The organism is Winogradskyella bathintestinalis, assembly GCF_030407435.1.
In the GTDB taxonomy this organism is placed as follows: Bacteria; Bacteroidota; Bacteroidia; order Flavobacteriales; family Flavobacteriaceae; genus Winogradskyella; species Winogradskyella bathintestinalis.
This window is the reverse complement of record NZ_JASDDK010000002.1, coordinates 379,728-392,791: the sequence shown is the minus strand read 5'-3', so window position 1 is coordinate 392,791 and position 13,064 is coordinate 379,728. Positions and strand designations below refer to the sequence as shown.

Annotated in this window: 13 protein-coding genes; 7 read left to right on the top strand and 6 right to left on the bottom strand. The window is 34.6% G+C overall.

What is annotated here, in order from left to right:
- The first annotated feature begins 144 nt into the window (after positions 1 to 144).
- Both QMA06_RS06705 and QMA06_RS06700 read left to right on the top strand, forming a co-directional pair.
- Positions 145 to 903, top strand: a complete 759-nt coding sequence (locus QMA06_RS06705; RefSeq protein ID WP_290206096.1) for a CDP-alcohol phosphatidyltransferase family protein — start codon at positions 145 to 147, stop codon at positions 901 to 903.
- A 40-nt stretch (positions 904 to 943) separates the two neighbouring features.
- Positions 944 to 1,825: a DUF808 domain-containing protein gene (locus QMA06_RS06700; RefSeq protein ID WP_290206095.1), complete on the top strand. Its 882-nt coding sequence runs from the start codon at positions 944 to 946 to the stop codon at positions 1,823 to 1,825.
- Positions 1,826 to 1,956: 131 nt separating this feature from the next.
- Here QMA06_RS06700 and lptB read toward each other — a convergent pair whose 3' ends face one another.
- The 4 genes from lptB to QMA06_RS06680 all read right to left on the bottom strand — a co-directional run bounded on the left by lptB (position 1,957) and on the right by QMA06_RS06680 (position 5,037).
- A complete protein-coding gene (gene lptB / locus QMA06_RS06695; RefSeq protein ID WP_290206094.1) occupies positions 1,957 to 2,697 on the bottom strand; it encodes an LPS export ABC transporter ATP-binding protein in 741 nt (246 codons plus the stop codon).
- A 160-nt stretch (positions 2,698 to 2,857) separates the two neighbouring features.
- Positions 2,858 to 3,220: a carboxymuconolactone decarboxylase family protein gene (locus tag QMA06_RS06690; protein WP_290206093.1), complete on the bottom strand. Its 363-nt coding sequence runs from the start codon at positions 3,218 to 3,220 to the stop codon at positions 2,858 to 2,860.
- Between the two features lie 3 nt (positions 3,221 to 3,223).
- Positions 3,224 to 4,072 carry a twin-arginine translocase subunit TatC gene (gene tatC, locus QMA06_RS06685; protein WP_290206092.1) on the bottom strand — a complete coding sequence of 283 codons (849 nt, stop codon included), beginning with the start codon at positions 4,070 to 4,072 and terminating at the stop codon, positions 3,224 to 3,226.
- Positions 4,072 to 5,037, bottom strand: coding sequence for a KpsF/GutQ family sugar-phosphate isomerase (locus QMA06_RS06680; RefSeq protein WP_290206091.1), 966 nt, complete (start codon positions 5,035 to 5,037; stop codon positions 4,072 to 4,074). The genes tatC and QMA06_RS06680 overlap by 1 nt, the downstream gene beginning before the upstream one ends.
- 88 nt (positions 5,038 to 5,125) lie before the next feature.
- Between QMA06_RS06680 and recQ the strand changes: the two genes are divergently transcribed.
- Complete coding sequence (recQ, locus tag QMA06_RS06675) at positions 5,126 to 7,327, top strand: DNA helicase RecQ (protein WP_290206090.1); 2,202 nt, start codon at positions 5,126 to 5,128, stop codon at positions 7,325 to 7,327.
- Between the two features lie 187 nt (positions 7,328 to 7,514).
- Here recQ and QMA06_RS06670 read toward each other — a convergent pair whose 3' ends face one another.
- Positions 7,515 to 7,961, bottom strand: coding sequence for a hypothetical protein (locus QMA06_RS06670; RefSeq protein ID WP_290206089.1), 447 nt, complete (start codon positions 7,959 to 7,961; stop codon positions 7,515 to 7,517).
- A gap of 131 nt (positions 7,962 to 8,092) precedes the next feature.
- Between QMA06_RS06670 and QMA06_RS06665 the strand changes: the two genes are divergently transcribed.
- The 3 genes from QMA06_RS06665 to QMA06_RS06655 all read left to right on the top strand — a co-directional run bounded on the left by QMA06_RS06665 (position 8,093) and on the right by QMA06_RS06655 (position 10,336).
- Positions 8,093 to 9,025: a peptidylprolyl isomerase gene (locus QMA06_RS06665; protein ID WP_290206088.1), complete on the top strand. Its 933-nt coding sequence runs from the start codon at positions 8,093 to 8,095 to the stop codon at positions 9,023 to 9,025.
- 87 nt (positions 9,026 to 9,112) lie between these two features.
- On the top strand, positions 9,113 to 9,814 hold the full coding sequence (locus QMA06_RS06660; RefSeq protein ID WP_290206087.1) for a tetratricopeptide repeat protein: 702 nt from the start codon (positions 9,113 to 9,115) through the stop codon (positions 9,812 to 9,814).
- 96 nt (positions 9,815 to 9,910) lie between these two features.
- Complete coding sequence (locus tag QMA06_RS06655; protein ID WP_290206086.1) at positions 9,911 to 10,336, top strand: hypothetical protein; 426 nt, start codon at positions 9,911 to 9,913, stop codon at positions 10,334 to 10,336.
- Positions 10,337 to 10,388: 52 nt separating this feature from the next.
- Here the strand turns inward: QMA06_RS06655 and QMA06_RS06650 are convergent, their stop codons facing one another.
- On the bottom strand, positions 10,389 to 10,949 hold the full coding sequence (locus QMA06_RS06650; RefSeq protein ID WP_290206085.1) for a type 1 glutamine amidotransferase domain-containing protein: 561 nt from the start codon (positions 10,947 to 10,949) through the stop codon (positions 10,389 to 10,391).
- 467 nt (positions 10,950 to 11,416) lie between these two features.
- On the opposite strand from QMA06_RS06650, the gene QMA06_RS06645 reads away from it, so the two are divergent.
- Positions 11,417 to 12,889 carry a T9SS type A sorting domain-containing protein gene (locus QMA06_RS06645; RefSeq protein ID WP_290206084.1) on the top strand — a complete coding sequence of 491 codons (1,473 nt, stop codon included), beginning with the start codon at positions 11,417 to 11,419 and terminating at the stop codon, positions 12,887 to 12,889.
- Positions 12,890 to 13,064: the final 175 nt, after the last annotated feature.

Genomic DNA, 13,064 nt, shown 5'->3' with positions numbered 1-13,064 from the left:
CAGCAAAATTTTTTTACAAAGATGCACATTATTTTTCTATCTATTTAACTCTATATCTGTCTTAATATTGTTTTCTTTTAGTGCAATTTTAAAAAATATAAGAATAGACGCAATTACTTTTATATTTTTACAAAAACTAATTTTATGAGTTTGAAACGACACGTTCCGAATATAGTAACCCTCCTAAATTTATTTTCGGGGTGTATTGCTTTAATATTTGCGGTGTATGGCAACTTTGTAGCCGCCGCTTTATTTGTGTTTTTAGGCATATTTTTCGATTTTTTTGATGGACTGTTAGCACGAAAATTGAACGTACAAAGCCCATTAGGTATTCAATTAGATTCCCTTGCGGATTTAGTCACTAGTGGAGTAGTGCCTGGTGTGATAATGTTTAAACTTATTTCGTTAGCAACAGACGCACCAGATTTTAGTATATATTCAGATAGCTGGAACTCCTCATTTCACTGGAAAGGCTTTAAAATGTCTCTATTGCCTTTAATAGGTTTATTTATAGCTTTGGCTTCGGCGTATCGCTTGGCAAAATTTAATTTAGATGAAGATCAGCAAAGTTATTTTAAGGGGCTGCCAGTTCCTGCTAATACTTTAGTCATATTATCATTACCGATGATTTTAGAATACCAGAATAATGATATTATTAATGACATTATTATAAATCAATGGTTCTTAATTGGTTTAACACTTTTAAGTTGCTATTTATTGAATTCGAATATTAAATTATTTGCTTTGAAATTCAAAAATTGGGGTTTTAAGGATAATGCCGTGAGGTATATTTTTCTAATCTTAAGTGTAGTATTGATAGTGGTACTTCACTTTGCCGCTATACCACTTATTATAGCGTTGTATATTATAATGTCATTATTAACCAGGTCTAAAATAGCGTAGTTCATTAAGATTCGCTTCATTCCAAAAACACTTATAATTTATGGCTTCAGGATTTTTTGCATTACTAGATGATATTGCGGTTTTAATGGATGATATCGCTGCGATGACCAAAATTACCACCAAAAAAACGGCAGGAATTTTAGGGGACGATTTGGCCGTTAATGCAGAAAAAGCCTCTGGATTTGTATCGTCTAGAGAGATCCCTGTGTTATGGGCCATTACCAAAGGTTCCTTTTTAAACAAGTTAATTATACTACCACTAGCCTTTTTGATGAGTGCTTTTATACCTTGGGCCGTGATTGTGGTATTGGTGCTTGGTGGTTTTTACTTGGCGTATGAAGGAGCTGAAAAGATCTACGAATTTTTTGTGCCACACCCTAAAAACGTTAAAGTTGATCTTAAGAAGGATTATACTGATAACGAGCTTTTAGATATGGAGAAAGCGAAGATAAAATCTGCTATTGTCACCGATTTTATCTTGTCTGTAGAAATTGTAATTATTGCTTTAGGCACCGTTTCCAACGAACCGTTAACGACACAAATAATAGTCGTTTCTATAGTCGCATTAATCGCTACTGTCGGCGTTTATGGCATTGTAGCTTTAATTGTTAGGATGGATGATTTGGGCTTAAAACTAATTGGTAAAAGTAATGGTAAAAGTGGAGTCTTATTTTCTATAGGCACCTTTTTGGTGTGGGCATTACCTAAGATTATAAAAAGTTTATCCATCATAGGGACGATTGCTTTAATATTAGTGGCTGGCGGCATATTTGTACATAATATCGCATTCTTGCATCACTTTTTAGAACAACTACCCTCAATTATAAGAGATTTTATTGTAGGCTTATTGGCAGGTGGCGTTTGTTTATTGGTTGTTAATGGTGTAAAATCATTTCTTCCAAAGAAAAGTAAACAGCATTAAAATTTGCTTTGATATATCAATGATGACTATTGGGGTAACCGCCCGAAGACAGGCACATAATTACATTAATGTTTAGTACCACGCTTTTATAGCATTGCTAATAAGAGGAAACGTTTATGAGACTTAATCCGTTAAAACTCCAACTTCTTTTTACGCAGTTCAAAATTTTGACCTAGATACACCTTTCTCACCATTTCATCGCTAGCCAATTCTTCTGGTTTACCAGCCTTGAGAATTTTGCCTTCAAACATTAAGTACGTTCTATCCGTAATAGCTAAGGTTTCTTGAACATTATGGTCGGTAATTAAAATGCCAATATTCTTTTTGGTCAATTTGGCCACAATACGTTGAATATCCTCGACAGCAACAGGATCGACACCAGCAAAGGGTTCATCTAGAAGTATAAAATTAGGGTCAGTAGCCAAGGCTCGTGCAATTTCGGTTCGTCGTCTTTCTCCGCCAGAAAGTAAATCTCCTCTGTTGGTTCTAATATGGCCTAAGCCAAATTCTTCAATCAACGATTCCATTTTAGCATTCTGTTCCTTTTTACTGAGTTTAGTAAGTTGTAGAACACTAAGAATATTATCTTCGACACTTAACTTTCTAAACACGGACGCTTCTTGAGCTAAATACCCAATACCATTTTGCGCACGCTTGTACATCGGGAATTTGGTAATGTTGGTATTATCTAAAAAGATGTTGCCGCCATTAGGTTTAATAATCCCAACAATCATATAAAAAGAGGTGGTCTTACCAGCACCATTAGGGCCCAACAAACCAACAATCTCACCTTGATTAACTTCTAATGAGACATCTTTAACCACTTTTCGTCCGCTGTAGGACTTCATTAAATGTTCTGCTCTTAACTTCATAGACTTAAAAAGAATGCTAAATTTAATAAAATCATATAGATTCTATTCGCTTTGCTATTCATTTGTTAAAAGTTTAACCTTTTAACAATCACGATTGCATAAGTAGAATTTTTACAAGGCGTTTCCAATTTAAACCCAAAGGGAACGCCTTGAAAAAACATTATACGTTTACTTTGCTGTGCTGATTTTCTAAAGCTTCCCAATATTCGTGAGCACGTCGCAAATGCGGAATTACTATGGTACCACCGACTAAGGTAGCGATCCCAAGGGCTTCACTTATTTCAGCTTTTGTTAAACCTTCTTTGTGGGAAGATTCTAAGTGGTATTTCACACAATCATCACATCTCAAAACCGTAGATGCCACCAAGCCTAAAAGCTCTTTGGTCTTTTTATCTAAAGCTCCTTCTTGAAAGGCATTGGTGTCAAGGTTAAAAATGCGTTTTACAATTTTGTTGTTATCAGCTAATATTTTATCATTCATTTTAGCACGATAAATATTGAATTCTTCTATAATATCAGACATACGTTAGGACTTAACTTTATTTTTTTTATTTTCTTTTGCTGTTTTTCTGGCTTGATTTCTAACCACAATGGCAGAAATATAAATACTTACTTGGTACAAAATTAATATAGGTATGGCCACAATAACCTGACTAGCAATATCTGGCGGTGTAATTACAGCCGATAGCACCAATACAATTACTAATGCGAACTTTCTATATTTCTTTAAAAACTGAGGGGTTACTAAACCCACTTTAGTTAAAAAGTATACGATTATGGGTAACTCAAATACAAATCCGGCCGCGATAGCTGAAGAGCGGACAATGGCAATGACCGAACTAATATCAAATTCGTTAGAAATCTGGTCACTAATTTGATAGTTTGCTAAGAAATTAATGGATAATGGGGTAACGATGTAATAACCAAAAAGCACTCCAGTAAAAAATAATAAAGAAGCAATAACTATAAAGCCTCGAGAATTCTTACGTTCGCTCGATTTTAATCCAGGGCTTATAAAGCTCCATAATTGATAAAGAACATAGGGAAAAGAAATTATAAATCCAGCATAGATAGACGTCCAAATGTGTGCAGAAAACTGGCCAGCAACGGTCCTATTTTGAATTATAAAAGGGAATTCCTCTGCGCAAAATGTGGTGTCCGTCATGCCCAAAAATTGCGACACTTTACACAAACCTTCATAGGTAGGGAAATTCATGTGCGTAGGCCCAAAGATTATGACATCAAAGATAAATTTCTTAAAAATAAAGGCAATTATTGCCGCGACTCCAATGCTTAAAGTAGCTCTAACTAAATGCCATCTTAAATCTTCGAGATGGTCTAAAAAAGACATCTCATCCACTTGTTTTTTTGCCATTATATAATACCTTCTTTAATTAAATCGTGAAGGTGAACTACTCCAGAATATTTGCCATTATGCTCTACTAATAATTGAGAAATACCATGAGTTTCCATTACTTCCTTTGCATCTACAGCCATCGCATCTTCCGAAATCCTTCTCGGATTGTTGCTCATGATATCTTTGGCTTTTAACCCAGAAATGTCATCACTTTTACTGAGCATTCGCCTTAAATCACCGTCGGTAATAATACCGATAATTTGATCGTTCTCAACCACCGCTGTAACACCAAGCCTCTTTTCGGTGATTTCTACTATCACTTCTTTTAGCGCCGCTTCTAAGCCCACTTGCGGTTTTTGATTTTGCGATGATAAATCGTTAACGCGCAAGTATAAGCGTTTGCCCAATGCACCACCAGGATGGTATTTTGCAAAATCTTTGCTTGAAAATCCACGTAGTTCTAATAAGCAAATGGCTAAAGCATCTCCCATAACTAACTGAGCTGTGGTACTTGTTGTCGGAGCTAAGTTATTGGGGCAAGCTTCTTGTTCGACATAAGCATTTAAAATAAAATCAGCTTGAAGCCCTAAAAACGAATCTTTATGACCGGTAATCGCAATCATTTTATTTTTTGCATTCTTAATAAGTGGTACTAAAACTTTTATTTCGGGGGTGTTTCCACTTTTAGAAATACAAATCACCACATCGTCTTCTAAAATTAATCCGAGGTCTCCATGTATAGCATCTGCCGCATGCATAAAAACAGCTGGTGTACCAGTAGAATTCAACGTCGCAACGATTTTGTTAGCGATGATTGCACTTTTACCAATTCCTGTAATAATTACACGACCTTGCGACTGATATATCAATTCTACAGCATCGGCAAAATCTTCCGTTAGTAAATTCGATAAATTATTTATAGCTTTACTTTCTAATTTTATCGTTGCTCTTGCTGTTTTTAAGATGGTTTCTTTAGTGTTCAAAACTTATTATTTATTGAGTTTTTTAAGTATAAAGAATTTATTATCTTTAAACTTGTTGCAAATGTATATAAAATACCAATAGGGATTAATGAGTATTGCAGAAATTGACTTACACTCCGCATTAAAAAAGTACTTTGGATTTTCGGGATTCAAAGGCCTACAAGAAGAAGTAATTAAAAACGTCGTAGCTGGTAATAACACTTTTGTTATTATGCCCACTGGTGGTGGAAAATCATTATGTTACCAATTGCCAGCATTAATTAAAGAAGGTACTGCTATTGTAGTATCTCCATTAATTGCACTCATGAAAAATCAGGTGGATGCTATTAGAGCTGTATCTGAAAATGAAGGTGTGGCGCATGTTTTAAATTCTTCGCTAAATAAAACAGAAGTAAAACGTGTAAAAGATGATATTACCAATGGTATTACTAAATTACTTTATGTAGCCCCAGAATCTTTGACAAAAGAGGAGTATGTAGACTTTTTAAGGACGGTTAAAATTTCTTTTATGGCCGTAGATGAAGCACATTGTATTAGTGAATGGGGGCACGATTTTAGACCTGAATACAGAAATCTTAAAACTATTATTAAACGAATTGGAGACAATATTCCAATCGTTGGACTTACGGCCACGGCTACAGAAAAAGTACAGGAAGATATTTTAAAGAGTTTGGGCATGCCAAATGCGGTGACTTTTAAAGCTTCCTTTAATAGACCAAACCTTTATTATGAAGTACGACCAAAAACAAAAAATGTCGACTCTGACATTATCCGTTTTGTAAAACAGAATGAAGGAAAATCTGGAATTATCTATTGTTTAAGTCGAAAACGTGTAGAAGAATTATCACAAGTATTACAGGTTAATGGTATAAAAGCAGTCCCGTATCATGCTGGTTTGGATGCTAAAACGCGTGTAAAACATCAAGATATGTTCTTAATGGAAGATACGGATGTTGTGGTGGCCACCATAGCCTTTGGTATGGGAATTGATAAACCCGATGTGCGTTTTGTAATTCATCATGATATTCCTAAAAGTATAGAAAGTTATTATCAAGAGACTGGTCGGGCAGGTCGAGATGGTGGCGAAGGGCATTGTTTGGCTTATTACGCCTATAAGGATATCGAGAAACTTGAAAAATTTATGGCAGGAAAACCTGTCGCGGAGCAAGAAATAGGACATGCGTTGTTACAAGAGGTCGTTGCTTTTTCTGAGACTTCTGTGTCTAGACGTAAATTTATACTGCATTATTTCGGTGAAGAATTTGATAATGCAACCGGAGAAGGAGGCGATATGGATGATAATGTGCGCCACCCTAAGAAGCAAGTTGAAGCACAAGACGATGTTCAAACACTATTAGATACCGTTCAAAAAACCAATGAAAAATATAAGGCCAAAGATTTAGTTCAAGTTCTTGTCGGAAAATCGAATGCCCTTATTTCTTCACATAAAACGGATTTACAAGAGCATTTTGGTGTTGGGAAAAATAAAGACCCAAGATATTGGATGGCTTTAATTCGGCAAGTTATAGTTGCGCGCTATTTAAAGAAGGATATCGAAACTTACGGAGTTTTAAGGCTGAGTAAAAGCGGTTTGGATTTTATTACTAATCCAGAATCCTTTAAAATGGCCGAAGACCATGTGTTTGACGAGACTACGAACGACGGCATCATTACTAATGCTAAAGCAGGTGGAGCTGTTGCCGATGAGAAATTAATGAAAATGCTAAAGGATTTGCGGAAGCGCAATGCCAAACGATTAGGAGTGCCCCCATTTGTTATTTTTCAAGATCCTTCCTTAGAAGATATGGCTCTTAAGTATCCTATTACTATAGAAGAATTAACTAATGTGCATGGAGTAGGGGAAAGTAAGGCCAAAAAATACGGTAAAGATTTTGTGGGCTTAATAGCCAATTATGTTGAGGATAATGATATCATGCGGCCAGATGATATGGTGGTGAAATCAACAGGAATGAACTCAGCCATTAAATTGTACATCATTCAAAACGTTGATAGAAAATTACCATTAAGTGATATTGCTTCGTCGAAAGGTATGGAAATGAAGGCTTTTATTAAGGAAATGGAATCTATCGTCTTTTCAGGAACCAAGTTGAATATTAATTATTGGATTGATGAAATTTTAGATGAAGATCAACAAGAAGAAATTCATGATTATTTTATGGAATCCGAAAGCGATAAAATAGACGATGCTATAGAAGAATTCGATGGAGATTATGATGATGAAGAATTACGCCTGTATCGTATAAAATTTATGAGTGAAGTGGCAAATTAATAGTTGGTTTTAGTAGGTAGTAGGCGTTAGTTCGATCGGAAAAAGCTTTTAGAAGTTGGTCGTAGCAAGTAAGCATTGTTTAATAAAGCTATCTATCATAATAGTCATTGGTGTTGATTGGTGATAATCACTTAAACACTAATGCGCACCCATGTATATCTACTGTAAACGCATTAACTTTAATGATCTATTCCTCTTCGTCCGAAACTATGAACTTGGTAAATAAAATATGATGCTTCTTTACGTTCAATTGAACACTACGCGGTTGTGCAGTTTCTAATAGTTTAATGTCATTTTCTTCGATTTGAAAATCAATTTTTGTGACCTGTCTACCTTTAATGTCAGAACTCTCAGACTCAAATTCTGGCATATCTGAATTAAGTTCTAATTCAAAATTATCACTTTTAAAGACGAGTACGGCACCGTTTTTTGACTTCACATTTAGTTGCCCTACTACAACCGTTTGAAAGAAGTAATACCCTCCTAACTCGTTTAAACCAGCATAAAGCACATTATTTTCAGAAATTCCATAAGGCCTGTTATCTACATCTTTTACAATAGCTTCAATGGTGTCTCCAGATTTCGATTTAGTTTCAGAAGTTGTAGTGCCAAAGAGTTTAGATAAAAAAGCCATAATATTTTAATTTCAACAAAACTAACTTTAAAATTCTAATTCTCAAATTTACAGGTATAAACTTAAGGTGTTGCGCTTCAAACTTTCAACTCAGTTTCCTATCTTTGCACTCTCAAATAAAAAAGAACGAAATGCAAGACGGATTATACGCAAAATTTCACACATCAAAAGGTGAGATATTAGTGAATTTAGAGTTTGAAAAAACTCCGGGAACAGTAGGAAATTTTGTGGCTTTGGCAGAAGGTAATTTAGAAAATTCTGTAAAACCACAAGGTACACCCTACTATGATGGTTTAAAATTCCATAGAGTAATTCCAGATTTTATGATTCAGGGAGGGTGTCCTCAAGGTACTGGAACAGGAAATCCTGGATATAAATTTGATGATGAATTTCATCCAGAATTAAAACATTCTGGCCCTGGTGTCTTAGCTATGGCAAACTCAGGTCCTGGTACTAATGGAAGTCAGTTTTATATTACACATGTGGCCACAGATTGGTTGGACGGTAAGCATACAGTCTTTGGCAATGTGGTTGAAGGACAAGACGTTGTGGATGCCATATCGCAAGGTGATATCATTGAACGTTTAGAAATTGTACGACAAGGAGATGCAGCTAAAAACTTTAACGCTGTGGAAGCTTTTAGAACTTTCGAAGGATCTCGTGAAAAACGTATTGCTGAGGAGCGTGACGCTGCCAGAGCAGAATTAGATAAATTAGCTGAAGGTTTTGAAGAAACTGAATCTGGTTTACGTTATAAAATTATTCAAAAAGGAGACGGCACTAAAGCTGAAAAAGGCAATACGGTTTCTGTACATTATAAAGGACAATTGGCTGATGGTACCGTTTTCGATTCGTCTTACAAGAGAAACTCTCCGTTAGATTTTCAAGTGGGCGTAGGTCAAGTGATTCCTGGTTGGGATGAAGGTATTTGTTTACTGAACGTCGGTGATAAAGCTCGTTTGGTAATTCCTAGTGATTTGGCTTATGGTGCTGCAGGAGCAGGCGGAGTAATTCCACCAAATGCCACCTTAATATTTGATGTTGAATTAATGGGCGTTAGCTAATTAGTTAGCCATACGTAACAAAACTTTAATAAAATCGTCTCACTTATAGTGGGACTTTTTTTGTTCTAAACCAAACCAATTCAAGTTATGAAACTAAAGATACTTCTTTTCACATGCACTATTTTTTTTATTTTCAATTGTTCTAACAACATCGATTATTCAGAAGCATTTATAAAAGAAACTTCAGGAATCTACTTATATAATCCAGATGATATAATTGAAGTGACCTATGAGAATAATACGCTCTTTCTTAATTGGAGAGGAGGAAAAATAAAACCTGTGGCTTTAGATCAAAACGAATTTTTTGTACCTGATATGTATCAGAAATTTCGATTTGTTCAACATTCAGAAACTAAAAAGTGGTATTTGTCCATAATTCCTGAAGATGATGAGGGAGCCATAACTTACGATTATCAAAAGGTTCCTAGCGATTACAAAACACCCAGCACACATTTTAAAGAAGGCCATTATGAAAAAGCACTTGAAGGCTATTTAAAAATAAAGGAGCAAGACTCTACCAGTAGTTTTATAAATGAATGGGATTTTAATAATATGGGCTATGAGCACCTCGGAAATCACGACTACGAAAAAGCCATTGAAATTTTAAAAATAAATGCGACTTTGCATCCTAATAGTGCTAACGTTTACGATAGTCTGGCGGAGGCTTACTTACATAACGGAGATAGCATGGAAGCCTATATCCACTATAAAAAAACTTTAGAAATTTCGCCTAAAAACAAAAGCGCTCAACAATTTGTAACCAAAAATAAAATTAAATATGAAAATTAGTTGTCTTTTTGGTCAGGTCATGGTGTTTCGTTGAAAAAATGTTTTAATTTTTGGGATCTTACTTTATTTTTGAATGCACATTCTATATTATCCTAAATGGTAAGCATTAAACAAACATGTTGGTATAATGAAGTTCTCACCGAGTTAAACTATAAATTCGGGAATGTTTTTATTTTTGGTGGTTTTGTGATATCTGAAATTAATGAAGGGGTATGCTTTTCTTGGGAAAATCATGGAAAACTTATAGTTGATGATGTGATTAAGGTGACTAAGAATGAAAGTAGCGATTTGATTTATATATCTCACAAGATTAATTCTTACTCCGTAGACCCTTGGGGCTGGCTCGGATTTTTTAGAAGTAACTTTAATCTAAACGGGTACGGTGTTATTGGTTATACGAGTCATAGCTTTGTAAATACAGTTATAGAAAGCTTATTTTTTAAACATAAAATTAATCGGTTCAGTAACCTTGAGACTGCTATAAACTGGGCAAAAGAACATAATTGTAAAATTAAAACATAACAAAAAGCACCTCTATAAGGTGCTTTCTTAAATTATTATTTATGATCGGTAATTATGCAGTCTGCATTTCATGTTTACCTTCATAAATCTCTTCAACTAATTTTGAAGTAAATGCTGGTAAATCCTTTGGATTTCTACTTGTTACCAAGCCTTCGTCAACAACGACTTCGCTATCTTCCCATTTCGCCCCTGCATTAATCATATCTCTTTTAATTGATGCATACGAGGTTATTTTTCTGTCTTTTAAGACATCAGCTTCTGCTAATAACCATGGAGCATGGCATATAGCAGCTACTGGTTTATGATTCTTAAAAAAAGATTTTATAAAACTTATTGCATCCTTATTTTGTCTTAGGGTATCTGGATTCATTACTCCGCCAGGTAATACCAAAGCGTTATAATCTGATTCGGAAACCTCGCTCAATGTTTTATCTACATTGTATTCGTTACTCCAGTTACCGTCTTTCCAAGCTTTAATTTTTCCAGATTCTTCTGAAATTATATGAACATCGGCCCCAGCTTCTTTTAAAGCATTTAAAGGTTCTTTTAATTCACTTTCTTCAAATCCATTTGTTGCTAATATTGCGACTTTCTTTTTATTTAAATTTTCCATTTGTGATATTATATTTTTGATTATTAGTAATTTAATTCACTACTAAGATAAAAGAAATGGAAGGCTAGGACGAATTAGAAGCGTCACTTAACTTCGATTTAATAGTTAATGTTAAGGAAGATTCCTTTAATGTTAAAAGGGGAAATTTACGTTAAAATATTTAACGTAATCCCATCATTATTGCGTTAAAGAATAACGTGAATGCATTCACCTACACATTTATTTTTTAATATTTAAAATGTATCGAAATCTTATATACGATGGATTATTAAAAAATTGTAATCGTAATTAATTTATTCACTATTAATAAAATGTGGATTAATAGAAAGCCATAACATTCAGATAAGTACGAAGCGTTATTGAAAAAAGACCTTAATATTTGTAAGAAATTTATATTAAAACGCGGTTTTTAACAGTCTGTACAGTCCATTTTATTTAATTTTATCGAAATTAAAAAAACACAATTTATGAAACATTTTTTACTCAATTTATTTACTGTTTTTGGTTTTGTCGGGTTACTGTCCGCACAATATACCACACCAGATACTGGTATGACCTACAGTTTAGATGATCTAGTTGCGGAAAGTCCGGCTACTATTTCAGTATCGGGAAGCACCTATTCTCTAACTAGCGACCTCACCATCTCAGCAACGGATACATTTTTAATTGCTACAGACGCCACTTTAGAAATTGGTGCAGATGTGAGAATTACGATTTTCGGAACGTTCAATGTTAGTGCTGACAATGCTGTTTTTACAGCTATTGATCCGGCGGCACCTTACGATGGTTTTCGTTTCGAAGAGTTTTCTGAGATAAATATTCAAAATGCAACGATAGAGTACGGGGGTGGCTTACGTGTATTAACGGAAACGTTTACTATTAATAGTTGTTTGATTACAAATAATGTATCGGGTGTTTCTTCTGGTGGAACCATTGGACTTTCTAGAGGGACGCCTCAAATAACAAATAATATGATAACGTTCAACGAGACACCAGCTATTAATTCTGGAGCAAATTTATCCGTTTCCCCTTATATTTATAATAATTATATAGAAGGTAACAATCAAGCAAATTCAAATAGACCTCAAATAAATATGGGGCCGTCTTTACCAGACACGCCAATACAAATTGTTGAAAATACTATAAAAGGTGATCGTAATCTAGATAGAGCAGGCGGAATTTCAGTTTCCAATTTATTTGGTTCAGGAGTTGTTAACGCGATTATTGATAACAACACTATAGTCGATAACCGTTACGGACTTACAATTGCTGGTAGTAACTCATTTGCTTATATAAGAAATAATGTCATTGACAATAATAACACGGAGACCGTTCCTTTTAATGGTGGAAGTGGTATTTCATTAAATTCAACTACCGCTACAATGGAAGTTATTGCTAGTGGCAATGCCATTCGTGGTAATTTATGGGGCATTACAGTTATTGGACAAGCCTCTATAAACTTAGGTGATAACATAAGTAATGTAGGGCAGAACGTGTTTTCAAACAATGGGAATGGTGGTGCTATTTATGCGCTTTTTAATAATACGCCTAATCCAATCATGGCAATGCATAATTGTTGGGATTCAGAAAATGTACCAAATACACTGGCAGATGCTGAAGCGGTAATTTCGCATGAAAATGATGATGCGTCTTTAGGCTTAGTCACCTTCGATCCTGTAGATTGTGCATTTCTAAGTGTGGATGATTTGGATATTAAGGATATCGCTATTTATCCTAATCCAAGTCATGGTCAACTGAATGTGGATAACAATAAGTCGTTTAACCGATTGAATATATATAGTGTTGATGGGAAATTGATTACTGAAAAAACACTTCGGATAGGTGCTAATGGCTTAGACCTTAATTTAAATCCTGGTATATATTTGCTAGAATTAAAAGGTGAGAATGCTAGAGTAATTAAAAAGCTGGTGATAAGATAGTATTCTTAGATCTTAAAATATTAAAGAGAAGCCGTCCGAAAAGAAATTTTTGGATGGCTTTTTTGGTTTCTAACAACAATTTTTATCTCTAAAGTAATGAATGGAAATTTATAATTTACTAATGAAATCCACTAACTTAATACGCTTAATTACCTCAAAAAGCAGAAACATGCAA